18 protein-coding genes and 1 tRNA gene are annotated in these 25,798 nt (G+C 41.0%); 3 read left to right on the top strand and 16 right to left on the bottom strand.

Annotated elements, in window-relative coordinates; translation table 11 throughout:
* Positions 1 to 213: 213 nt before the first annotated feature.
* The gene (locus tag NIES592_RS08060; protein WP_073555410.1) at positions 214 to 639 is read right to left on the bottom strand and encodes a hypothetical protein; all 426 of its coding nucleotides are present in this window, start codon (positions 637 to 639) and stop codon (positions 214 to 216) included.
* Between the two features lie 100 nt (positions 640 to 739).
* Here NIES592_RS08060 and NIES592_RS08055 point away from each other — a divergent pair, with 100 nt between their 5' ends.
* Together NIES592_RS08055 and NIES592_RS08045 are read left to right on the top strand one after the other, a co-directional pair.
* On the top strand, positions 740 to 1,213 hold the full coding sequence (locus NIES592_RS08055) for a helix-turn-helix domain-containing protein (RefSeq protein WP_073555409.1): 474 nt from the start codon (positions 740 to 742) through the stop codon (positions 1,211 to 1,213).
* Between the two features lie 508 nt (positions 1,214 to 1,721).
* Positions 1,722 to 1,991, top strand: a complete 270-nt coding sequence (locus tag NIES592_RS08045) for a hypothetical protein (RefSeq protein WP_073555407.1) — start codon at positions 1,722 to 1,724, stop codon at positions 1,989 to 1,991.
* Here the strand turns inward: NIES592_RS08045 and NIES592_RS08040 are convergent.
* Positions 1,981 to 3,108 (bottom strand): integrase, encoded by a 1,128-nt coding sequence (locus NIES592_RS08040; RefSeq protein ID WP_073555406.1) that lies wholly within the window; start codon positions 3,106 to 3,108, stop codon positions 1,981 to 1,983. The two genes, NIES592_RS08045 and NIES592_RS08040, sit on opposite strands and share 11 nt — an antisense overlap.
* Positions 3,109 to 3,287: 179 nt before the next feature.
* Positions 3,288 to 3,359 (bottom strand) — tRNA-Cys (locus tag NIES592_RS08035).
* Positions 3,360 to 3,609: 250 nt separating this feature from the next.
* Here NIES592_RS08035 and NIES592_RS08030 point away from each other — a divergent pair.
* A complete protein-coding gene (locus tag NIES592_RS08030) occupies positions 3,610 to 4,080 on the top strand; it encodes a hypothetical protein (RefSeq protein WP_062245925.1) in 471 nt (156 codons plus the stop codon).
* Positions 4,081 to 4,124: 44 nt separating this feature from the next.
* Here NIES592_RS08030 and pntB read toward each other — a convergent pair whose 3' ends face one another.
* From pntB to NIES592_RS07965, 13 genes are all read right to left on the bottom strand, one after another.
* Positions 4,125 to 5,609 (bottom strand): Re/Si-specific NAD(P)(+) transhydrogenase subunit beta, encoded by a 1,485-nt coding sequence (pntB, locus tag NIES592_RS08025; RefSeq protein ID WP_073555405.1) that lies wholly within the window; start codon positions 5,607 to 5,609, stop codon positions 4,125 to 4,127.
* 13 nt (positions 5,610 to 5,622) lie between these two features.
* A complete protein-coding gene (gene pntA / locus NIES592_RS08020; protein ID WP_073555404.1) occupies positions 5,623 to 7,209 on the bottom strand; it encodes a Re/Si-specific NAD(P)(+) transhydrogenase subunit alpha in 1,587 nt (528 codons plus the stop codon).
* Positions 7,210 to 7,443: 234 nt separating this feature from the next.
* Positions 7,444 to 9,957, bottom strand: coding sequence for an acyl-CoA dehydrogenase (locus tag NIES592_RS08015; protein WP_073555403.1), 2,514 nt, complete (start codon positions 9,955 to 9,957; stop codon positions 7,444 to 7,446).
* Between the two features lie 140 nt (positions 9,958 to 10,097).
* Positions 10,098 to 11,279: a thiolase family protein gene (locus tag NIES592_RS08010; RefSeq protein WP_073555402.1), complete on the bottom strand. Its 1,182-nt coding sequence runs from the start codon at positions 11,277 to 11,279 to the stop codon at positions 10,098 to 10,100.
* A 118-nt stretch (positions 11,280 to 11,397) separates the two neighbouring features.
* Positions 11,398 to 13,767 carry a 3-hydroxyacyl-CoA dehydrogenase/enoyl-CoA hydratase family protein gene (locus tag NIES592_RS08005; RefSeq protein WP_073555401.1) on the bottom strand — a complete coding sequence of 790 codons (2,370 nt, stop codon included), beginning with the start codon at positions 13,765 to 13,767 and terminating at the stop codon, positions 11,398 to 11,400.
* A gap of 170 nt (positions 13,768 to 13,937) precedes the next feature.
* Complete coding sequence (locus tag NIES592_RS08000) at positions 13,938 to 16,169, bottom strand: AMP-dependent synthetase/ligase (RefSeq protein WP_073555400.1); 2,232 nt, start codon at positions 16,167 to 16,169, stop codon at positions 13,938 to 13,940.
* A gap of 596 nt (positions 16,170 to 16,765) precedes the next feature.
* Positions 16,766 to 17,665, bottom strand: coding sequence for an alpha/beta hydrolase (locus NIES592_RS07995; protein WP_073555399.1), 900 nt, complete (start codon positions 17,663 to 17,665; stop codon positions 16,766 to 16,768).
* Between the two features lie 641 nt (positions 17,666 to 18,306).
* Positions 18,307 to 18,699 (bottom strand): hypothetical protein, encoded by a 393-nt coding sequence (locus NIES592_RS07990; protein ID WP_062245943.1) that lies wholly within the window; start codon positions 18,697 to 18,699, stop codon positions 18,307 to 18,309.
* Between the two features lie 296 nt (positions 18,700 to 18,995).
* Entirely contained in the window at positions 18,996 to 20,165 is a 1,170-nt protein-coding gene (locus NIES592_RS07985) for a glycosyltransferase family 4 protein (RefSeq protein WP_073555398.1), read from the bottom strand.
* 55 nt (positions 20,166 to 20,220) lie between these two features.
* On the bottom strand, positions 20,221 to 21,387 hold the full coding sequence (locus tag NIES592_RS07980) for a glycosyltransferase family 4 protein (RefSeq protein WP_073555397.1): 1,167 nt from the start codon (positions 21,385 to 21,387) through the stop codon (positions 20,221 to 20,223).
* 129 nt (positions 21,388 to 21,516) lie between these two features.
* On the bottom strand, positions 21,517 to 23,394 hold the full coding sequence (hepA, locus tag NIES592_RS07975; RefSeq protein WP_073555396.1) for a heterocyst formation ABC transporter subunit HepA: 1,878 nt from the start codon (positions 23,392 to 23,394) through the stop codon (positions 21,517 to 21,519).
* Between the two features lie 4 nt (positions 23,395 to 23,398).
* Complete coding sequence (locus NIES592_RS07970; RefSeq protein ID WP_073555395.1) at positions 23,399 to 24,595, bottom strand: glycosyltransferase family 4 protein; 1,197 nt, start codon at positions 24,593 to 24,595, stop codon at positions 23,399 to 23,401.
* Positions 24,596 to 24,728: 133 nt separating this feature from the next.
* Positions 24,729 to 25,712 carry a glycosyltransferase family 2 protein gene (locus NIES592_RS07965; RefSeq protein WP_073555394.1) on the bottom strand — a complete coding sequence of 328 codons (984 nt, stop codon included), beginning with the start codon at positions 25,710 to 25,712 and terminating at the stop codon, positions 24,729 to 24,731.
* Between the last annotated feature and the right edge of the window lie 86 nt (positions 25,713 to 25,798).

The raw sequence follows: 25,798 nt of genomic DNA, 5'->3' as shown, positions 1-25,798 counted from the left end.
AAAAATCATCTAGGTTACGAATTGGAGTTCGTAACCTAGTTTTTTACTAGAGCTTTCACTCCTTGCTAGTCACTATTTGCTGTTTAATTAATTGTTTGATATCTGATTGATGGGAGCAGTTTTTACACTGCCCACCTATAACCCAGAATTCAAGCATGTTGTTAACAGTTTGTTGGTAGCGCACTGCTGATAAAGAAAGAAGTTGTGCGGGTGTCATGCTATTAAGCGTGTATTAATGTCACTAATTACTTGGCCTAATATTTCTAAAGGCTTTTCTGAAGTCATCAAATCTATAAATTGCTGTGGAGTTTTGCACCCCCACTTGGCTATTTGTACGTAAACTTCTCTTTTTACGCACTGGTAAATTAGCGTAGAACGCTGTTTGGAGTTGCGGCCTAATTCTTTTTCTATATCAACTTCTAACTGAGCATCAATGTATATATTTACTGGCTCTTTACGTTTGCCTGGCTCAATTAAAGCAAAATTAGCTTTTAGCCATTTTTTACAAATCTCATTTGCGTAAATAGCAGGTTGCTTATTAAATATGGCTGCGAGGATGTAAAAAGCTCTGCGTATTTCTGGAGTCGTGTAAAAAATACGCTTTTTATACAAATGATGGTTTGATGAACTGTCACGCATGAATGGCAAAAATCACTGTACATGTCATAGATTATAGTGCCACACTTAATGTGTCAAACACTGATTGCTGTGTGACACAAAAATAAATAATCGTAGGTAAATGGGCAAAACGCTTTATACCTACGAGGGATTAGAAAAGTTAGCACAAATAATACGTACTGCCAGAGGACACGAAAAAGTCAGGCCCTTTGCGCGGAAAGTTGGTGTATCTTACGCGACAATTGACCGCCTAGAAAAAGGTGAAGTGCTAGAGCCAGAAATCACCACATTAGAGAAGCTAGCGCCACACCTGGGATATACCAGAGATGAGCTGGTAGCCATTTGCGCCGGGGAGAATTCACCGCAGCCAGTACGTGAATATCGACTAGCGGAAGACGTGATACCGATAGTTGATCAGCTGCCTGATAGAGAAGCTGCAAAAGTGGCGCAGCACATAATTACTCGATTGGTTCAGCCCAAAGTGTCGCTCAATGGAATCAAGGGTGAAGGGGTTAGCTTTCACCTTGAGTTGATGTCGCAGAGCGATTTAGCTAATTTACTGAGAGCGATCGCTTCACGGGTTGAGAAAGATTAGACGTGCCTCTAAATTGATTGATTTTGAGCGATTATCTCACGCAATCGCTCTATTTTTTGCTGGTCGTGTTCAAAGAAATCGTTTGGATTTGAACTCAAGAGTTTGTGGATTGAAGCAATAACCTCTTCGTGTGTCCAACAACCAGTAGACATGAAACCTGAGATAAAGTGTTCTAGTGTCTGGTAGTTGTAATGGAAAAGAGGATCTAGATTTATTAGGTCAATTCTGACTGGCTCAAACCCTTGTTTACGAACATCGTAAAAGCAACGCCATATCTCTACAAAGGGTGATTTTGACTCTGATTCAAGTTCTAAAAATTCTTGTTCGTTGCTGGGATTTCTACTTTCCCTCTGCACTTCATAAACGAAGTAAGGTGTCTTGAATGAGCGTTCTTTGGTAAAAAGAGGTGTTGCTTCAAGGACTATTTGTTTCCAGCTGTGCGTCAGTTGACACACTTAATGTGCTAAATAACGTACAGCAGTGATATAATTTCTGAAATGCAAAAAGCATGTTTAGTGCTGCGGGATTCGGTGTAGATACACGACATATGCCAAAGCTCAAATTAAAGCCTGGCGACATAGATGAATTGAGCCTACTGACCTTAGAAGAAACACATGCAAAGCTAGGAAAAGGATACAGTCCTAGAACCATTAGAAGAAAAATCGCTAATGGTGAATACATCCAAGGCAAGCATTACTTTCGCACAGGCGGTGTAAATGGCATCATCAAAGTCCACTTACCATCAATTATGCAAAATCTGATTGATATTAATAGCTAGGCGGTTTTGGTCTGTCAAGTTTCGCGATCGCCCTTTGATAATCAGCCAGATAAACTGATTCATCAAACCACGCTCTGTATACGTTTAGATGCACAGAAAGCGAATGTCCCATAAATATAGCTGCTCTGTCTGGAGCAATGGCAAATTCAAAGCAACGCCGAGCATAGCTGTGTCTAAGATTGTACGCTGAGAACGGAATTTTATTATCGTAAAACCAGCCTGAAACCTTAGTCCCGATTTTTGAATTGGGATAATCCAAGCTGATATTTGGTAAGAAAACTTTGTGCAATTCCCAGTCCGACGCCCATTCAGGATAAAGGGGAACCACAAACCGTTTACCAGTTTTTCCTTTTAGCACTCTAATTGTGGGAAAATCTTGCAAATCCAGTCGGAATGGTTCATAATTTCTGAGTCCGTAGGTAGCAAGCATTCTCACAACCCAGCGCCAGCTAGGGTCTTTAATACTGTTGCAGAAATTAAAAATCTCTTGATCGCTGGGAAGCGATCGCGGGTCAACGGACGCTGAAGAGTAATCCCCTGTTAATTTACGAATTTGCTCAATACCTTCTAGTTCAGCAAACTCAGCCAATCTATAGCAGTAGTCGCAGGCTCGTTTTCTTGAGCGGCTATCGGGTTCTGTGGTTTGAATGTATTCCAGTAACACTTCAATGGTTAACTGCTCATCCTGTGGCAGTTTAGAAAACACCAGCCCGTGGTCTTTCTTCCAGTTAGCCTCGCGTTCTGGAGTACGCTTTACCCTTTGCCAATAGTCTTTCTCATACTCGTTACACCAATCCCCCACACGTCGCGCCTCAATTCTAGTGGGAGCAACTTTATCTAAATCAATCCACTCGTCCCAGTTAAAAGTGCCTGTCAGCAGCTGGCCAGTGAGCAATTTGGCTTTGCTGATAGCGTACAGTATGCCTTTATCAGAGGCGATCGCATTCTTCCCTAAGGAGATCACCTGCGAATAATCCGTGCTTTTATCAATGTGCGGCTTGGGTGGTAGCGTCCCTCGCAGTGTCAAGCGATCGCCCCGCCTGTATATTGTTACCCTCGTCCCTTTGGCTTTGAGTTGCTCATTCGCTTGCTGTATTTTCTTGTCAACCGCATCCATTTATTTTGTAGCAAAAATTGTGACAACTTTTGACATGATACGGCTAAAAAAGGCAAAGAATGACAAGGCAAAAAGCGGTTAATAGAGGGCTAGGGATTACCCAGTTTTACCCCAAAAAAGCACTCGTGACGAGCGTGAAACCCGTCCCTACAAAGGCTTTAACGCTTGTAAATTCTTCAAGGCGGCACCCGGATTTGAACCGGGGAATAAAGGTTTTGCAGACCTCTGCCTTACCACTTGGCTATGCCGCCGCACTCACAGGTTTTTATCATACCAAAGTTTGATGTAAAGTTGCACCCCCAAAACTACAAATTTTTGGCGATGAGTTTCTAATGTTGAAGTTAAGTGACTAGGAATATCTAAATTGATTGCTGGAGTTTAAGATAAGGGAAGAGTAGAGGATTTATCTTTCCCTTTAACTCTTACCTATTGGCTGTTTTCACCAATGAATTTAATTTTGTCCAAATACTTAATTTTCTTAGTTAAATTTTGAACTTAACTATGAAAAAAGCTGTTTTTTTAATACTGCCTATTACCCTGATCTTTTCCTCCAACCTTGGAGTTCAAGCTCAACAAGTAGACTCTTTAGTTGATCGTCCTTATCTAGCCTTAGTTAAAGGAGATGCCCCAAACAATTGTAGCTTTATTTCTGCCGATCTCCTTGAACGAGTAGCAGATATTGTTAAGGGTTTAGTTTTCGTCCGTCCTGGTGATTCCCTAGAGCGAGTTAGGTATAAAATGCGCTTTGTTCCCGACCAACCTAATGCGACAAATATGTTGCAATGGACAGCCGTTGCAGGAGGAAACTACACTCAGGCGATTGTAAATCTCCGCAACAACAGCGTCCAATCCCGCAATTTCACAATGGCAATTAATTACAACCAACCGAATGAAAGAAGGTGTCAGTGGGAGGTACGAGAACCGCGACAGGAAATTCTCTTGGATTTTCCCACTTCACCTCTAGACCAGTAAACTATGTTAAGCTGGTAAGCTTACAAAGTGATTAACAGAGTTTTTTAGGATTCATGCAAGAGGTTTAATACTCTGCCTGTTACCGGTACATGATCAAATGCAAGTTGGCGCAACTCTACACTTGCCTCACTTAACTGTACAAGTTTTGCAACGATCGCATCCAGATTTTTCTTGGCATCGCCAAATAGCATCCGGGTGTTGTCTTTATAAAACAGAGGATTCTCAACACCGGCGTAGCCACTGGCCATACTACGTTTCATCACTACAACAGTACCAGCCTTCCAGACTTCTAAGACTGGCATACCAGCAATCAGACTCTGAGGATCTTCCAAAGCGCTGGGGTTAACAGTGTCGTTAGCACCGATCACCAGCACCACATCAGTTTTGGGAAAGTCCTCGTTAATCTCATCCATTTCCAGAACGATGTCGTAGGGTACATGAGCTTCAGCCAGCAGGACGTTCATATGTCCAGGCATCCTACCAGCAACCGGATGGATGCCAAAACGAACCTGGACACCGCGATCGCGCAGCAATTTTGTGAGTTCTGATACAGTATGCTGGGCTTGAGCTACTGCCATACCGTAGCCAGGGACAACAATGACACTCTTGGCGTTTTGCAAAAGTTGTACAGTATCCGCAATTGTGGCAGTAGTGACATTGCCCTCAAATTTTTCTCCACTAGGAGTTGCTGCACTTGTTTGCTCACCAAAGCCCCCAAGAATCACGCTGAGGAAGGAACGGTTCATGGCTTTGCACATGATATAGCTGAGGATAGCACCACTACTGCCCACCAGCGCCCCCGTAATGATCAGCAAATCGTTCGATAGCATGAAACCAGCAGCGGCGGCTGCCCATCCAGAGTAGCTATTGAGCATGGAGATCACCACCGGCATATCAGCACCACCGATCGCCATCACTAGATGAATGCCCAAAACCGAAGCGATCGCAAACATCCCTAACAGCGATTGCAGTCCACTCAGATGTGCTATGGTCAAAAACTCGAAACCCAACCATACGCAAGTCCCAATCATCCCCAGGTTGAGCAAGTGTCGCCCCGGTAAAAGCAGAGGTTTGCTGCTGATAATACCCCGCAATTTGCCAAAAGCAACCACCGAACCTGTGAAGGTGACAGCACCAATAAACACACCCACAAAAATTTCAATTTCGTGAATTGTAGACTCAACAGGAGTGAGTTCTATCGACTCTTGCAGATAATTGGCAATGCCTACCAGAACTGCTGCCATCCCTACAAAGCTATGCAGAATCGCTACTAATTCTGGCATTGAAGTCATTGCTACCCGAGAAGCCACAATTGCACCGATAACGGCTCCTGGAATGACAACTGACGCCAGGACACCGTAGGTAGTGACATCTAGCGAGAGTGCAGTAGCAACCAGAGCAATCAGCATACCAACTATGCCGTAAACATTGCCTTGGCGAGCAGTTTCCTGATTGGAAAGTCCTCCAAGACTGAGAATAAATAAGGCGCTAGCCACTATATAGGCAACTGTCAGTAGATTGTTCGACATAATTCTTTTCTCTCTACTTTTGGAACATCCTGAGCATCCTTTGGGTGACTAGAAAGCCACCAGAAATATTGATTGTCCCCACGAAAATAGCGATCGCTCCTAAGATAGTCGATGAACTTGATACTCCAGACAGTTGCAGCATACCGCCAATAATAATGATGCCGCTAATCGCATTGGTGACACTCATCAGTGGAGTATGGAGAGCAGGCTTAACATTCCAGATCACCTGCCAACCAACAAAGCAAGCCAGAACAAACACAATCAAATGAGATAAGAACGAAGCAGGGGCACTTATACCAATACCGACGAGAGCTAAACCAACAAAGATTAGCCATAGCAGGTTACTACTGATCTTTGAGGAACTACTAGAAGTAGGAGATGAAGCAATGGGGAGAGATGGGGGGACGACAAGGGTAGGCTCTTTCTTCTTTTCCTCCTGCTTCTCTTCTCCCTGTGTGCCCACCATTTTCTTCGGTGGTGGCCAGGTAATCTCTCCTTGATGAACTACTAAAGTACCCCGAATCACCTCGTTTTCGAGATCAACTTTGTAGTTTTTCGCTCCTCCCATTTCTTCCAGGAGATGGTAAAGATTGTTGCCATAAAGTTGGCTTGCTTGTTGGGCCATCCGGCTGGGTAGATCAGTCAAACCGACAATCGTCACTCCCTTGTAACAATAAACTTCACCAGGATGAGTACAAGCACAATTACCGCCCTGTTCTGCGGCCATATCAACAATGACCGATCCCTCCTTCATACTCTCAACCATTTCCTGTGTAATCAGTACAGGTGCTTTTTTACCTGGGATCAGCGCCGTCGTAATGATAATGTCTACTTCTTGAGCTTGAGCGGCGAACAATTCCATTTCAGCCTTGATGAATTCGTCACTCATGACCTTGGCGTAGCCGCCCTCACCCGTACCATCTTCGGCAAAATTCAGTTCCAGAAACTCTGCACCTAGACTCTGTACCTGTTCCTTAACTACAAGCCGTGTATCAAAAGCACGGACAATTGCACCTAAGTTCTTAGCAGTACCGATAGCTGCTAGTCCAGCTACACCAGCACCAATTACCAGTACCTTCGCAGGTTGCACCTTTCCGGCTGCTGTAATCTGTCCGTTAAAGAAGCGTCCAAAGTGGTTAGCAGCCTCAATCACAGCGCGGTAGCCAGCAAGATTGGCCATGGAACTTAGGGCATCCATCTTTTGCGCCCTAGTGATGCGCGGTACTGCATCCATTGCTAACACTGTGGCTTTACGTGCTGCCAGTTTATCGAGTAAATCCGGGTTTTGGGCTGGCCAGATGAAGCCGATTTGCGTACCTCCTTCACGCAGCAGTTCGGTTTCATGTTTGCCGACTTCCGGGTGCATTTGCGGTGGACGCACCTTCAGTACAATATCTGACTGTGCCCAGAGAGTAGGAGCATCTAGAACAATCGTGCATTCAGCTTGTATGTATGCTTCATCTGTAAAGTTGGCACTTGCACCTGCACGCTTTTCAATCAATACATCGAAACCAAGCTTCATTAGACGTTTGGCTGTTTCCGGTGTAGCTGCTACACGACGTTCGCCAGGGTAAACTTCTTTGGGAATACCAATCTTCATGCGTGTTCTCCTTTTGATCTCGCTGAGTTTCCCAGGTAAAGAGAGACACTAACTTATTTAGAGTTTGGATTTAACCATATCACCATGAGTAAGTGTTAATATCTATAGCTGTCTTAATTCTTCACAACTGTAGACAGGAGGTAAGAGGATTTTAGATTCGTTTACTTTTGTTGTTTAAACGCAAAGGGACGCGGAGGTGAGCGCAGAGTTACGCGGAGTGTTTCTAAGGTAGAATTATTTCACCTCTTCTGAGTTGAAAGAGGGTATAGGGCTGTAAGGGGGTGTAGGGGTATAGGAGAAGGCCTCGTTGATTTCACCTTCTGCCATCTGCCATCTACCTTTGCTCTGCTGAGTGCCTTGCAAATATTCCTCTAAAGTAAAGGAATCTACTTGAATGGCATCATTACGGGCGAACTCTGCTTCACAGATGAGTTCAACTTCTTTGTTACTAATTACTCTGGCTTTGAGGGCTGCTGAAATCAGTTCGTCGGGTTTTTGCTGTGGTAGTTTCTCTGTGTGACTGGCATTTTTGAGCTTTTTGAGTAATGGTTCGGCTTGGGATAACAAGATGAAAGCTTTTTCTAAACGTCCCAATGCTTCTTCGCTACTAGTAGCAATATAAATTCCTGCGGTGAGGCGATCGCGTATTTGTCCGGGAGTTTGTAGTTTCCGGGCAACTTCACTGCCAAGTTGATCATTGGGTAGGGAACCTATGGGATTTAGTCGCCACCACCAACTTACAGGCCCAGCAAACAGTGTACCTAGAACTGGTACGGAGAAATTCTGGAAAATTCCCTCAAAGGCTGACTGGATTTGCGCAAAAGCGTATTGCATTGCCCAGTGAACAAAAGGTAAGTCTTCTGGTTTTCGCCCTTCGGCTTCAAAGCGTCGTAGGGTTGCAGTGGCTAAGTACATCCAGGTAAGAATGTCCGCAAACCTGCCTGTCAGCTTTTCTCGTCGCTTCAATGCGCCACCAAAGGAAAAGATAGTGATGTCAGTCAGTAAGGCAAAGGTAGCAGATGCCCACTCTAGTTTGCGGTAGTATTTGGCTGTTGCACCTGGGACGGGAGAAGCAGCCAAATATCCACGGGAAATACTGAGAAGTAATGCACGGAAAGTATTACGTACTGTCAGTCCAAGATGATGCCAGAATGCTTGATCAAAGGCTGTGACATCTGATTGATCCAGCGCTGTAATCTCCTGATATACATAAGGATGGCAGCGAATTGCTCCTTGTCCAAAAATCATTAAGGTGCGGGTGAGAATGTTTGCGCCTTCGACGGTGATTGAAATTGGGGTAGCTGTATAAATATTTGCTAATAAATTTCTGGGGCCGCGACAAATCCCTGCACCGCCCATAATGTCCATGCCATCATTAATAATTTTGCGGGAGAGTTCTGTCAAACTGTATTTAGCGATCGCCGAAATGACTGCTGGTTGTTCTCCTTGATCTACTGCACCGCAAGTATAATTTCGTACAGATTCCATTAAGTAAGTGAGACTGCCAATGCGTGCTAGAGGTTCTTCTACGCCTTCAAAATGACCAATCGACAAACCAAATTGTTGCCGGACTACAGCATAAGCCCCTGTAACTCTGGCTACTAATTTTGCTACTCCCGTACAACTAGCAGGGAAGCTAATTCCCCGACCTGCTGCCAAAGTCTGCATCAGCATTTTCCAGCCATTACCCGCCTGTTCTACACCGCCGATAATTTGGTCAACACTCACAACCACGTTATGTCCTTCCGTGGGAGAATTGTAAAAAGGCACACCCATCGGATCGTGCCGCCTACCCATGATTACGCCTGGGGTATCAGTAGGAATTAAAACACAGGTAATGCCAACATCTTTACCTTTACCTAAATAATCTTCCGGATCACGTAATTTGAAAGCTAGTCCTAAGAGAGTGGCGATCGTAGCTAAGGTAATATATCGCTTGTTCCAATTCAGACGCAAATAAAGCTTGCCATCCTCGCCTCTAAACACGATTCCTTCAGACTTAATACTGGCTGCATCTGACCCAGCAGTTGGTTCTGTCAGCGCAAAACAAGGAATTTCTTCACCCCGTGCCAGGCGTGGTAGGTAATAATTTTTCTGTTCCTGTGTACCGTAGCGTAGTAATAATTTTGCTGGGCCTAATGAGTTCGTCACCCCAACAGTAGCGATATGGGTAAAAGAACGAGATGCCAACTTCGTCATCACACTACTGTAGGCAAAATTAGAAAATCCCAAACCGCCATATTCTTGGGGTATCATCATCCCCAAAAACCGCTCTTTCTTGAGATAGTCCCAAACTTCCGGCGGTAAATCCTTGCGAAGGTAAATTTCCCAATCACTCACCATGCGACAAACTTGTTCCACCGGGCCATCCAGAAATGCTTGCAATTCCGGCGTCACTTGAGGATATGGTTCTTGATTAATTCTTTGGAAATCTGGTTGACCAGAAAAAAATTCTCCATCCACCCAAACATTTCCCGCTTCAATTGCAGCCCGTTCAGTATCAGAGATTTTTGGTAATAAATTAAAAGCTTTAATAGCTTTAATCAATGATGATGTAATGAGCTTTTGCCGCAGAATAGGGATATTGAATATGCAAGCGATCGCACCAAAAATCACCCAAATCCAAATCGGAGCCTGAAAAAATACTAGTAATACTGCCAAATAAACCGACCAAACCCACAAAGGAACACCGATATAACCAAGTAATAGTAGTAGGAAAATTACCGTAGAAATAAGGTAATAGTTCATTAGTTTTACCCTAAATTAAAAAAATCTCACGCAAAGGCGCAAAGAATTAGAGTTAAACAAATGCAAGAGAAATTTTCCTCAGAAACACTCTGCGTGACTTTGCGCTAACCTCTGCGTCCCTCTGCGTTGAAAAAAGAAAACTAAATCATCAAATTCTCAAACACAGCCGCAGCACCCATTCCCCCACCAACACACATCGTCACCAAACCATAACGGACACTACGCCGTTTCATTTCGTGGAGGAGAGTAGCTGTGAGTTTCGCACCAGTGCAACCGAGAGGATGACCAAGGGCGATCGCACCACCGTTGACATTGACAATTTCCTCGTTGAGTCCGAGTTTGCGAATCACAGCCAAGCTTTGGGCAGCAAAGGCTTCGTTAAGTTCGATTAAGCCAATGTCATTTAAAGTCAAACCCACCTGTTTTAAAACTTTCGGTACAGCTTCCACCGGGCCAATACCCATTACTTCTGGTGCTACACCCGCAACCGCATAGCCTAACATCTTAGCCATCGGACGGACATCAAGCATCCGCACCATGCGATCGCTCATTACCACTGTTGCTGCTGCACCGTCTGACATTTGCGATGAGTTACCGGCTGTCACACCACCACCGACACGGAATACAGGTGGTAATTTCATCAAAGCTTCTATACTGGTATCAGGACGCGGCCCTTCATCTACCGTAAATACCTTTTCTAGCGGTCGCGGAGTGCCATCAATATAGAGTATGTCCCGGACTTCGAGTGGTACGATTTCTTCTGTAAACCGACCTTGCCTAATGGCAACTAAAGCTTTTTGATGAGAACGTAAAGCAAAAGCATCCTGTTCTTGGCGGGAGATTTCGTAGTACTGCATGACGTTTTCGGCGGTAATACCCATGGTGCAGTAAACCTTGGGCATATCTACCATCATTCTTGGGTTGGGGGCGAAATAATGTCCTCCCATTGGAATCAAACTCATAGATTCCGCACCACCCGCAACAATGACTTCCGCATGTCCTACCATGATTGCTTGGGTTGCTATTGCGATTGCTTGCAGTCCAGAAGCACAGAACCGATTCACTGTCATACCTGCCACAGAATCAGGTAAACCTGCACGTTGGGCAATTAACCGCCCGATATTAAATCCCTGTTCTGCTTCCGGAAAAGCACAACCCATAATTACATCATCAATGTATACAGGCTCTAAGTCTTTAACTCGTTCAATGGCTGCTTTTACGACAAATGCACCCATATCATCTGGACGCATGTTGTGTAACGTACCCCGTGGCGCTTTTCCTACGGGTGTGCGAACACTGCTGATTATATAGGCTTGTTTCATAAATAACTCCGACCTATTGATAAATAAGGCAAACTTGGTGTCTACGTTAAGAAAATTTAGAACGAACCGCGAAGGTACGAAGGACGCAAAGGTAAGAGTTTTTGAGAGGGTTTTTGCGTTAGTTTCTCAGAGGTTTCTTCGTTTTCAACATATAAGCAATTCGTTCGTGCGTTTTTGGTTGCTGTAGTAGTGGTAAGAAGGTTTCTGTTTCTAGTTGCAATAGGTAGTTTTCATTGACCAAGGCAGGTGCTGTCAATTCTCCGCCTGTCATCACATATGCTAAGCGGCTAGCTAAATAATGGTCATACTCTGAAATGTAGCCTCCTTGTTGCATGATATATGCGGCGTGTTCCAACATTGCCCGCGCTGGAAGACCTAGCACCATGACGGCGTTACGTTTTGGTGGTGGCATGTAACCTATGCGGTCTAGACACAGTATTTCTGCTTTGGCTACAGTTAAAAGTCGGTCGGCATTCATCACAATTTTGGTTGTGGGTGGGAGGAAGCCTAATTCTTGCCCTTCATGGGCGCTAGTGGAAATTTTGGCCATGCCAATAGTTTCAAATACTTTTCGCAGGAAGGGTTGAATATGTTGTGGTGATTCGCTGGCGGCTTTATCTGCTGCCCAAGTCACCATCCGCATGATGCCGCCACCTCCAGGAATCAAACCGACGCTGAGTTCTACTAGTCCGATGTAAGTTTCTGCGGCTGCGACTACATGAGGAGAAGCTAAGACTAATTCACAACCTCCGCCTAAAACTCGTCCGACAATGGCGGTGACTATTGGTTTGGGAAAATATTTAATGCGTTGCAGTAAGGTTTGGAATTTGACGATTAAATCGGCGATGCCTTTACCGTTATCTGTCTGGGCTAACATGACCATTTCTGCCAAATTCGCCCCTCCAGAGAAGTTGGTACTGTCGTTACCTATGACTAATCCCCGATAATCACTGTTTTCAACAATATCTAATGCTTTGGCTAAGCCTTCTACTACTTTTAAAGTCAGGGTATTGCCTTTGGAATGAAACTCGTACAAAACAACTCCATCGCCCAAGTTCAACAAAGAAGCTTCGGAGTTTTGCCACAAGATGTTTTTGGTATCTTCTTTGATAGCTGCTAGATGAATTTCATCTGTTGGGGATTTTGGCTGTTCGCTGATACAGACTGCACAAGCATCGACTACTTTTTGTTCAGCCCAAGATAGTCTGTCTTTTTGATAGAAGCTATGCACACCAGAATTGTGCATCTTTTCTACCCACTCAGGTACAGATATACCAGCTACTTTCATGTCTGCCAATACAGTTTCAAAGCCCAGGACATCCCAAATTTCAAACGGGCCGAGTTCCCAGCCGAAACCCCACCGGATTGCCCGGTCGATATCTGCTGGTCTGTCGGCAATTTCCGGGATGCGACGGGCGCTGTAACCCAGGATTTCTAAGGTTAATTGGCGGAAGAATGCACCAGCACGACCAGAATCATGGTAGAGTTTGTGTAAGCGATCGCCTAAATCATCAATTTTCCCAATTGCCTCAATATCCCCTAAATCCAGCGGTTTCGCTGCTTCGTAAGCCAGTGTCGTGGGATTTATCGAGAGTATTTCCTGACCTTGCTTTTTGTAAAATCCTTGACCTGTTTTTGCTCCTAACGACCCAGTTTCCACCAGTTTCTTCAGTAACTCTGGCACTCGAAAGACTTCCCGGCTTTCATCATGGACAATAGCTGGGTAAAGGTTGTGTGCCACATACATCAAAGTATCTAACCCCACCAAATCAGCCGTGCGAAATGTCCCTGATTTCGGTCGTCCAGCAATCACCCCTGTTAATGTATCAATTTCTTCAATTGTGTAACCTTGCTCAGTTACACCCCGGATACCCAGCATAGTTGCATACATACCTATGCGGTTGGCTATAAAGTTGGGGGTATCTTTAGCTACTACTACACCTTTACCAAGATGCATCCAAGCAAACCACTGCATTTTTTCCAGGATTTGCGGCTCAGTATCCGGTGTCGGAATTAACTCTAATAACTTCAAATAGCGCGGCGGATTAAAAAAGTGAGTGCCCAAAAACCTCTTCCTAAAAGACTCAGAACGTCCTTGAGCAATTTCATGAACAGGTAGACCACTAGTATTAGTAGACACTACTGTCTCATCACTAATTACACCTTCCACCCGCGCCAGCAAATCTTGTTTAATAGCAAGATTTTCGACTACAACTTCTATTACCCAATCAACATCAGCAATGCGGTGAAAATGCTCATCAAAATTCCCCAAAATCACACGACGGGCTGTTTTTTCTGTAAATAAAATCGGTGGAGACTGCTTAACAGCCTTTCTAAAAGCTGTTTCTACAACATCATTTTTATGATCGCCCGTAGCCGCAATATCTAATAAATGAACAGTTAATCCCGCATTAGCCAAATGTGCAGCAATTTGTGAACCCATCACTCCCGCACCCAATACTGCAGCTTTTTGGAACGGCTTATACATACATCACCCTTCCTTCTTCAATTTTGGATTTTAGACTGATTGAATACCTAATTTTAAAAATTCACCTAACCGATGCAAAAACCCTCTACAACTCTCTTACCTTCGCGTCCTTTGCGTACTTCGCGGTTCATTTAAATCTTAGCTTAGCTCCTTCAGCACAAACCTAATAGCTAAGAACTCAAAGATTGAGCAAACGCAGGACATGAAAACCTCTGATTCACCGGACATAAATCATCTATTTGTTCTATTGTGACATTTTCATATCTTTGCATCCTCTTATCTTCATATATTGCATTAATTTCTTCAGCAAATACTTCTAAAATTTTGCCCCTATTTACCTCCTGATTTATTGTTAGCATTACATTCTCAACAGTAAATTTGGCATTAATTAGCCGGAATTTTTTTACCGTTGACCAATGAGGCAAATGACAATTCGCTTCATCCACCAATGCTTGATATAAAGCAACGATGCAAGGATGCTTCAGTAATTCTTCAATTGGTAAATCAATTCCTATTGATAAAGCCTGCTGCTGTAAATTATCTAAATTAGGAAAAATCAGCATGGCACAAAACTTACGATCAGCACCAACAGTCACAGCTTTTGTTATCAAAGCAGATTTTTCTAACCGACTTTCTATTGGTTGTGGTGTGACATACTTGCCTGTAGAAAGTTTAAAACGGCTTTTCTTCAAACCACTAATCTTGAGAAAACCGTCAGATGTAAATTCTCCCAAGTCACCTGTATGTAACCAACCTTCAGCATCGATGAGTTGCTGGGTAGCTTGTGGGTTTTTGTAATAGCCTTGAGTAATGTAAGGACTTCTGGTAAGAATTTCCCCATCTTCGGCTATCATAATTTCTACGCCAGCGATCGCTACACCGACAGTCCCAGCACGATTGAATTGACCGCGATTACAAGTTACAGCTGAACTAGTTTCTGTTAAACCATAGCCTTGTAAAATTTTTATTCCCGCAGCCGCAAATAAATTCGCAATTTCTGCTTTTAAAGCTGCACCTCCACTGATTAGGTATTTTATATTGCTACCAAAAACAGCACGCCACTGGTAAAATACTAATCTGTCTGCCAGTTTCAGCATCAAAGCATATCGACGTTGTGGTATTTTTCCTAATTCATATTTTTGAGCTATTTTTATTGCCCAATTCATCACCGATTGAGATAAGGGAACAGAGAATCGACGTGCTGAAGTTAAATGGGTTTTTAGGGTTCTCCCTGTTGTAGACAACCGCACAGTGGCTTCTCGCCAAGCAGTAAGTGAGGTTTTTCTCACCCAGTTAGTAGAGAACTTTAAGGATGACAAGGTAATATGAGGACGGGGCAATTTTACCCGTTTCTGATTTTTTTCTCCTATTTCTAAAAGCTTGTGATAAATTTTTTCTAACAGTAAAGGTACTGTAGCAAATATTGTTGGTTTGACTTCTTGCAGGTGTTTTAAAATACGATGAGAATTGCTGAAATAAATGCTGTGACCATATTTAATATGCCCATAGACAAGCACACGAGCAAAAACATGGGTTAATGGCAAAAAAGAAAGAACAATTTCTTCTGTTCCCAATCCCAAATTAGGTATTCCTGTAAACATTGCTACTGCATTAGCAGAGAGATTTTCATGGGTAAGCATTACCCCTTGCGGTTCTCCAGTGGTTCCAGGAATATAAATGATCGTGGCCAGGTTATTAGCTATCAGTTTGGTATTCAGTTCCTGAAAACTAAATTCAGAAATTTTCTTCCGTCCCTGAGAGCGAATTTCCTCTACTGAAAAAACTTGAATACATTGTGGAATATCTACAACTGATTGTGCAGCTGCTGGTAAGTGTGATGTTGGTAAGGATAAACAAAGATTTTCAGGAATGATTTGATCTTTTTCCCCGCTTTGTTGACAGGTTAATTGTTGTCGCCTTTGATACCATTCAATAGAAACATCAGCAACTATTACTGCTTGGAGATTGCTAGCATTTTGCAGATAAGGAATAATTTGAGAAAGCAAGTCTAGATCAGAAATAATCAGCGCTTTGGCTTCTGTGTGCTGCAAAATGAAGATAATGTGTTCAATTGTTTGGGTTAAGTCAATTGGTACATTCACTAAACCTGCAAGCAAGGAACCCATGTCAGCAATACAAAAATTAACATCGCTGTGCATGAGTAAAGCAATGCAATCCCCTGCTTTTAGTTGCAAATTCAGCAAGCCTAATGCCAATTCTGTTACAGCTGTGCGAAATTCATGATTAGATAAAGCTTGCCAGCCTGTTTGTGTAAACTGATTGAAAGCACGGGAGTTGGGAGTGCGATCGCACGCTTCATCTAATAAGGAAGGTAAAGTACGCCCTAATACTACTTGTCCAGAGTTGGGAGGCGCTTTATAGATCTGATTTGTACATGACATTTTCTCCAAGAAGAGTTTCTGACTCTTCCCCTCGTTATCGGTAAGAAAGGGAATAGGGAACGCTTAACAGGAAAATCAGATTGTTGTTTCAGAAATCAAATAATGGTTCTATCAAGCAACCCTCAATCATTTGTGAGATAGGAAAATATTTGCCTAGTGGTTTGCCACATTAATTTTGATGGGTAAAGAAATGAACCGCGAAGACACGAAGAACGCGAAGGAAGAGGAAAAGAAGATGAGTCTAAAAATTGGTTTACCTGTCAAAGTTTGTGTCGTGAACTACTAGTTCCCTATATGTTCTTTATTTGTTCTTTTCCTATGAAATAGGAAGGACAATCAATTATTTTAAGATAGTCGGGCTAAAATTAATCCAAATTAGGTACATTTAAGATGCAGACTTTTAATACCTAAGTCTTGAAAATTCCTATTTTTCTCCTTTTAAGTTTGTATTGATTAAAAATATAATTCACTCAGTTTAAGGCTTAGGCTTATTTTGTACCTACATGTCTTAAACTAAGCTCTTTTGTACTAATAATAATGTAGATCATGCTGGGGATCAACGACAAGCTTTGTATCTTTTTCGCAAAGAAACCCATTTAATGAGTCAAAGGTTCGGTTTTGAAAGTAGGTATTTTTATCAGACACCTTGATGATTGATTCTCTGTTTCTCCATCCAAATGTCTTTCTAACCAATCCTCTAAATCTACAAGTATTTTTTGGTAATTGATATCCTGATGAAAGTCATGGTAGTCACCGGCATATTCATGGATTTCTTTGTCCGGGAAACCTATTTTCTGGAAAAATTTTATGCTACCTTCCGGCGGTGTGATCTTATCGTCACTGCTATAAAGAATCAGCAAAGGTACTTGTAACTCACAAGCATGAGTTTCAACCCATTTTTCAGTGGCGAAAAACTCCGCCGCCAGTCGGGCGCTACCATACTCATGCCTTAATGGATCTTGAATGGTGAGATAATTCGGGCCTCGCAAGTTTTTTCCCTTATCAAGACCTACTTTCAAACTAAAGTTTGGCCAGACTTGTGAAAGCATTCGCCCTAATGCCATTTTTACCAGAGGCAGGTTCACTTTTCCTAAAGCAGGTGCTGTCAGGATCAATCCTTGCAAGCTTTGAGGAAAGCGCAAGGCGTAATCTACAGCTATCACTGCGCCTAAACTGTGACCCCACAAAAAATATGCACAGCCAGAACTTTGTTCCTGAATATGTGTCAAAAAGGTATGTAAATCTTCTCGCAACTCTGCCCAAGAGTTAATATGTCCTCGTTGTCCAGGGGATCGCCCATGTCCTCGCAGGTCAAAAGCATAGACAGCATAACCCAAGGGTAATAAATGTTGCACGGCATTCATAAATAATCCGCTATGTGCTCCCAAGCCGTGTACTATGGCAATAATTGCCCGTAATTCTCCTTCTGGCTGCCAACTTTGATAATAAAGACTCAGCCCTCCTGCTCCTATGAAGGTTCCTTCGATGTGTGTCATTGCTGTACCTACCAAATGCGTTTTTCTACAATTCAACCTCAAGACGCAATTGGAGTTTTTTTTGAGTGTAGTTTGTGCAATTAGTAGCCTTTGTAATCTAGCGATCGCTAAAGTTCTGCTACAAATTTCGACAACTAATCAGCTGTTACTTAGTTAAAATTTTACCTAGATGTCCTCTTACTATTTGGTCGCTACTTTACGGCGCTTACCAACTTAGGCATCGATTATACCTATGTAAAAATGTTAGCATAAGCAACTTGCGTCTTGAAACCTTTGATACAAATTGATTCAGGAATTTGTTAGGTCTCAAAACTTAGGTATTAAAAGTTATTCTGCATCTTTGTTATAACAAATATAGCTTATTTGCATTGAACTATCATCTAACGATTTGAGGATATAGCAGTCCACTTTAGATATTTGAAATTAATCGTAGAGGTAGGCAATAGAAAAGAAAGCTCTTCGGTGTACCTGGCTTCACAAAAATCAAATAGGAGTTTTATATGAAATAATTTATACGTAATATAAAATTCTATAAGTTAAATAAAGTTTGGTTGCAATTATCCGGATTGTACATTTTTTCCATTGCCTATCAAGGTGTAGGCGATCGCTACGTACAATTTAATTTCATAAATTTCATAAATTTAACCAGCTTTATTGCCTTTTAACACTTGATCTAACAGGTTTCTAGCTGGTTGCGCTTTAGCCAATGCTGCTTGATGTTCACTATAAGTACGAACCAGACGAACAAGACCACTTACACCTGACTTGAGTTGCTCAAGTTCTTCACCAGCAAGCAATTCTCCATCAAGCATCCGCATCAGCAAAGGTTTAATATCGCCCACTTCTTGTCGGACTTTTTGGAGCTTTTCTACAGTACTTAATAAGGTTTTTAAAGAATTCAATACGTCATCAATATCCTGGATATCTTCCAATTGTTCCGATGAATCTTTAATTGCTGCTGTATCTTCAGAATCTAAAATATCTGGTGGAACTTCCGCTGATGTTTGATTTTTTAACCCGTTTGTCCGTGCCATCAACACTTCCTCAAGAAATCTTCCCTAGTTTATCATCTATTTCCAGTTGCCCAAGATACTATTGTTATAATTTTTTAGATACTATGGTCGTGGGATGTGCGGTACATTTGCTCAATCAAATACTCACATCTACAATCTGTGTTCCATGAGTGTACCCTGCGGCAAGCCGCGCAAAGCGCGTCTACATCGGTGTTCGTAATTATCAATTATCCTGATTTTTGCAGGAAATTTAACATTTATACCCTTATTTTTTTACCAATTTCTATTCCTGAAAATTCTCATGCATACAAGATTTTTCATTTTTTAGCAACCTGTAATAACACTTTCTCAATACCATCAATCATTTTATCTATAGTGAATTTGCCTAAAATATGCTCACGACACCTGTGAGCTAAATGAGAGTCACGATCTCTCCAATGAATCATCCAATGCAATTTATCTGCCAAATCTAGTTGATTACCAGGTTCAAATAGCCATTGTTGAAATTCTCCCGTCAAAATTTCGGGAATACCGCCAATTCTGCTAGCTACCACAGGAGTTCCACAAGCCATTGATTCAATAATTACTCTACCAAAAGGTTCTGACCATTGACTAGGTAGAACAGTGACATCACTGACTTGGTAAAGGGAGACTGTATCTGCTACATGTCCCAAAAAATCTACATTCTTTTCTATACCTAAATCGATTGATAACTGTTTTAAGGAACGCTTGTATTTTTCACCTTCTTCAGGATGTTCTTTCCCATCAGCAGCAAAGTGAAGTATAGGATTCCCAGCAATCAATAACTTGGCATTAATACCACTTTTTACAAGTAAAGAAAAGGCTCCAATCAGCGTTTCTAATCCTTTATCTTTATCCAGTCTTCCCACATATGATAAAACTCTAATATTTTCAGGAATATTCCATTTATTTCTAAGATAGAAGAAGTTTTCTGAAAGTTTATACTTTTCAATGTTAGTACCATTATATACAACATCAAATTTATCCTCTTGAATGCCACACTTTACCCAATCAAGTTTTGTTTGATTGGATACAGTAATAAATCTCTTTGCATTCTTAAATCCAAGTACTTTTTGATAATTAAAATTTTTACTAAAAGGCGGAATTTGAAAATAACAAACAAAAGGGATGTTTTTCAGCATAGATAAAACGTAGCCAAAAAAAATGAAATCATAGGCGTTGCAAAAAATAACACTGTTTTTTATAACTGGAATATTTATGGTACTAAAAATTCCAGGCAAAAAATATAATAATTCATTAATTTTATAACGATTAAATTCATAACTATTAATCTGTCTTAGATAATTACAAAATTTCCGGTACTTTCCCAGAAGATTTCCTGGTTTTAAATAAATCAGACTAATATTATGTCCGCGCTGAGATAATCCATTGCAAATCTCAAACATGTTCAATTCCTGTCCACCACGGAAAGAAGAAAGTTCGTTTTCTAAACCAATAAAATGCATAAAAACACCGATTTTATTTTTTATTTTCAAATTATTAGCAATTTTTTTGGCAATATTACACTAGATCCATGATTAATTGTTTTGCTGTTTTTGCAGCTACTTCCCAATTTAAACGAGATTGATATTCATGGAATGATGAGCGAGCTAATCTTTTATATTCACTATAATTAGATATGAGAGAAGCAATATAAGTAGAATATTCTTCCACTCTAGAGTTAACGGAAAAAGTTTTTCCGTTGACACCATCTTTGATAATAGTTGGTATACCGCCAACGTTTGTAGCTATAGAAGGAAGTCCAAAAGAATTTGCTTCACAAAAAACGTGTCCATAGGTTTCTGCTCTGGAAGGTACAATTAGGAAATGGGATGTACAAAATAATTCGTTGATTTGCTTAATACCTTCTGTTGTATATTTATTAATAAAACCAAGAAATTTGACATAATTGGGAAAACTTTCACTGGTTGGAGGTTCGGAACCAACTACTATTAATTCTGTCTTCAAGCCAATTTTATTTAATTCTTTAGCCACATGCAGAGCTGTATCTCCTCCTTTTCTTAACCAATCAACTCCAATAAATAATAATCTACAAGAACGTGTATTTTTAGATTCCACTATATTATTAATATCCTCATATGTTCTATTACATTCTATATTTGCTCCCCAAGGAATTACTCTTACTTTAGATGGGTTAGTTTCATAAATTTTAATAGCATTTTGAGCAGCCCAATCTGATAGAAATATTACTAATTTACTTCTATCTAATGCTGCTTTTTCTAATGCATGTACGTGTCTTTTAGACTCATGACAGAAATTGCTAAAAATAGAGTAAAAATCGATTAATGCTGTCTGAGGTGCATCTGTCCAGAGAACAATAGGTTGCTTACATTCAAGATATGCTATTGTTTGAGCATTTTCTGGACATAAAACTATATTTGCTGTGGAACTAGATAGTTTTCTAGAGACTTGATCTGCATAGTCTCTAATCACTGCTGGATCTGCCCAGCAGGCATAAACTTTATGCAAAAATTTCCTATAAAATTTCCTCTTCAACCTATTTATAAATCTATATTCTTGCTTTAAGGGCCCTATATAATCAAGTTGTACAGATTGCTTTTCTAAGTGTTGTGCTAAATGATAACCTGCTCCTCGAAGTCCTACTAAATTTTCAGGCCAATCTGAGTGATCTAAAACATTATAACTAGTAACATATGCTAGATGCATAAATTGATAAAACCTCCTTAAATATTTATTTTTGTAATCTTGTCCAGTTTCCTTCACGACAAGAAGACAGTTCATTTTCTAAAGCAATCAGGTGCATAGATTTGCAGATTTTTGAAATTTAAGACTGTTCTACCCTACTTGACTCAATTCATGTTGAAGCTGATGATATTTCCAGAGTTTGCCATGTTGTGCTAATAAATCTTGATATCCTCCTTGCTCTACAATGCGTCCCTGTTCAAGCACTACGACTTTATCTGCTCGGACAATTGTAGAAAGGCGATGAGCGATCGCAATCACTGTTCGACCAACAGCAAGCTTGTCTAAAGACTCTTGAATTAACCTTTCAGACACAGAGTCTAAAGCACTCGTTGCCTCATCTAAGATCAGAATATCTGGATCATGCAGCAAAGCACGAGCGATCGCTATACGCTGACGTTGTCCTCCAGATAGCCGCACTCCTCGATCTCCAAGCTGGGTATCAAAGCCTTCAGGCAACTCTTGAATAAATTCCAGCGCATGAGCCAATCGAGCTGCTTCCATAATTGCAGCTTCATCTACCTCTTCCATTGCATAGGCAATATTATTGCGGACAGAAGTATTAAAAATGAATGTATCCTGACTGACGACAGCTATCTTGCGGCGTAGCGAGTTAATCTCATACTCTCGCAGTTCTACAGCATCCATGAGAATTTTACCTCTGGTTGGGTCGTAAAATCGTGGAATTAAATCAGCCAGTGTTGATTTACCAGCACCAGAGGCTCCAACGAGTGCTGTCATCTTTCCCCGTTCGATAGTTAGAGAAATATTATGCAATACCAATTCATTAGCATCGTAGCCAAAATCTACACCTACAAACCTGATGGCTCGCTGCAATCCTGAAAACTGGACTTTACCATTTTGTAAGTAAGTTTTGTTGTCAGTTCTCAACAGCTCCTTAATATTGTTGAATGCTCCCTGAAAATTGTTGAACTGCGCTCTGGCTGCATCGATTGCACGCACATTTGGCGCAACACGCAATAAGACGAATAAAAATGTCAACAGCGAAGCTGATTCCAACAGTCCATTCTGAATTAGGAACCTAAATGCTAGAATCAGCATACCAATGAGCAGTGTGATCGAAACCCCTTCTGAGACGGGTTCTATCAATGACATCGCTGAAACAGATTTGGTCGCACTTTTCAGGAGCTTCGTACTAGCATCATAAAACCGTTTGCGCTCATAGTCTTGAGCTGCAAATGCCTGAACTGTACGAATACCATTGATAAATTCCAGCGCCACTGAAGTATACCAGCTACCAGCGCTTGTCCTTGCAAAACTAGCCTCCCGTACTCGTCCTAATAATGTTGTCATCCCTACCGATAGCAAACTAAACAGCATCACGGAAATCAGCGTTAGTTGCCATGATAGTAATAACATTGACACTGTATAAACTAATAGAATTGAACTCCTGGTCAAAAGAAAAGAAATTACATTAAAAGCTTGTATTAGCTGATATATTTCAGATGTTATGCTATTAATTAAATCACCAGAACGCGTCTTGGTAAAATAACTCAGACTTAATGCTTGCAATTGTTCAAAAACTCGTCTACGTAGTTGATCAGCAAGATGCAACTGAGTTTTCTGATTATAAACCTGTCCTAAGTAATTAAAGAGTGAACGTAACCATGTCGTCATGATTATTAGCGCACATATTCGATAGATGCGCTCAGCAGCAGGAGCATTTACTCCCAATATCCAAATATCAAACCAGGAAATGCCTGTTTTAATTGGTGGTGCAGTGGGATTGGTCAAATTTTGTAAAAATGACAGAATAAAACCAATCCCAAATCCTTCTAAAATTGCTGCTATGAGAAGATACACCAGAGCCAAAATAGCCATGCGCGGAAAGTATTTGAACTCTCGGAAGATAAAATAGTTATCTTGCCAACAATTCGTAGCTTTTAACAACCTAGAAATTGGCATTGCCAGTTTAAAATTTATGTAATTTCCTACAGCAGTAAATATCATAGCCCTAGTTCCTCGCTGAACTGAATCGGCGTTCTAGTACTTTTTCAACACCATCAATCATTTTGTCCAAACTGAATTTTTTGAACACATGTTCACGACATCTTTTACCTAACTCGGAGTCATTCTCTCTCCAATTAATTATTTGATTGAGAGTATCTGATAAATCTCGCTCATTTGCTGGTTCAAACAGTCCTTTTTGAAACTCTCCTGTCAAAATCTCCGGTATTCCTCCAATGCAGCTAGCTACCACAGGAGTTCCACATGCCATTGATTCTACAATTACTCGTCCAAAAGGTTCTGACCATAAACTAGGTAGAACTGTGACATCACTTACTTGATATAAACTTGTAGTATTACTTATATGACCTAGAAAGCTGACATAATTTTCTATGCCCAAATCGATCGTTAGCTGTTCTAATGATTTTTGATATTCCTCATCTTCATTGAGAGGCTTTCCAGCAATTAATAATTGAGTTTTATTACCATTTTTTAGCAAAATAACAAATGCTTTAATTAGCGTTTCTAATCCCTTTTCTGGATCTAATCTGCCAACATAGGAAATTACTCTAGTATTTTCCAGGATATTCCATTCTTTTCTTCTAAGAACAAAATTAATTGGAGATGTGTATATTTCTAGGTTGATTCCGTTATGTACGACCTCAATTATATCTGCTGAATAACCATTTTTAACCCAGTCTCGCTTCGTCTGATAGGAAACAGCAATAAACTGCTTCACACCTTTTAATCCAGTTTGCCACTGCCATCTAATATATGACTCTCTGAAAAACTGTTTTACACTTTTTATTGCGGTGTTACCAATTAATATTCTATGAGATGGAGGTAAATGCAAATAACATACCAAAGGTATATTTTTTGATAAAGCTAAAGCACGAGCAAAAAAAGTATCTTGATACTGATTACTCAGCAAGATACTATTTTTGGTAACTGGAATTTTCCTATTTATTTTAAAAATATCAGCTAGAAATCGAAAATTAGATTTTGGTGGATAAATTGTAAATAAATTAACCTTGATGACATGGCTACAAAACTTTTGATACTGCTCAAGTAAATTCCCTTCTTTAGTATAAACAAGACTAATAATATGTCCCCTTTGAGCAAGACCACGGCAAATATCAAATAGGACTATTTCCTGTCCACCCCGACAGGAAGTTGGTTCTAGTTCTAAAACAATCAGGTGCATAATCAAGTTTTGTTATTTAACTAGATCTCCACGAGTTCGCGTCTATAACTAGGGGAATGAATTATTATTTGAACGAACACCGATGGACACGGATGGACACAGATGATTTGTAGCTTTGCTACATCTAAGTTTTTTAATTGCGAATTGTGAATTGGTATTGGCTGGCGATACCTAAGATTAGCCGACGCATAGTACGGGTTAGCGATCGCACTTCCTGATAAGTTTGAGATCCAAGCCAACGTATGATTGCTATTGCTACACTCAAGCGTACATACATCAACGTGTAGCGTAGTTGGGGGTAGTGTAAAACAGCTTGTCGACTAAAATGCATTGCGTCCTTGTAGTTATTCTCTCCTAGCAGAGCAGACCAAGCTGCAAAATAGTTCATCCAGCCATAGCTACGATTTCGCAAATACAGCAATTCTAAAGGAGCAGACTGAAAACTTTTCTCGATTACCTGATGCAGTTCATGAACTATTTTTTTGCTGTTTTTAGTTGTATTTCTAGAATGTCTACGATATAAAGTTAAAGGTTCTTTGACCACTGCAAATTGATAGCGAGCAGCAATGCGGCTCCACATATCTCGGTCTTCACCAATACTAATGTTGGCATCAAATACTCCTACGGATGCAAAACATTCACGGCGAATCATTGGTGAACTACCTGTAGAGATCATGTCTCTAACAACAATTTGCTCCCATACATTCCCCTCTGCATGGGAAACAATGGATACACCTGTAGGCTTATTTGATTCATCAATAAAATTTGTCCAGGTATAAACTAAACCTACTGCTGGGTTATCCTCCAGACAACGCACTTGTTTTTCTAACTTGCTTGGTTCCCATAAATCGTCTGCGTCCAAGAATGCAATGTATTCTCCTTGTGCATGGGTAATACCTGTGTTGCGTGCAACAGATACACCCTGGTTTGGTTGCGAAATCAGCCTGACACGTGGATCTGTTATCTGTAACGCCCATTCAACGATATTGTCTGAGCTACCATCATTAATGATGAATACTTCAAAGTCTGTGAAAGTCTGCTGCAAAACACTTTCTAGAGTTTTTGGCAGATAAGTCATGCTATTGTAGGCTGGGATAATCACAGATACCTTGGGCATATAGTTTAGTTTTTGGTAATTGGTAATTCGTAATTGTTAGTAGTTAGTTGTTAGTTGTTTAACTCCTCACACTCCCCACACCCCCC

This window comes from Fischerella major NIES-592 (assembly GCF_001904645.1).
GTDB lineage: Bacteria > Cyanobacteriota > Cyanobacteriia > Cyanobacteriales > Nostocaceae > Fischerella > Fischerella thermalis.
Note: the sequence above shows the minus strand (reverse complement) of the source record. Positions and strands in the feature narration are given on the sequence as shown.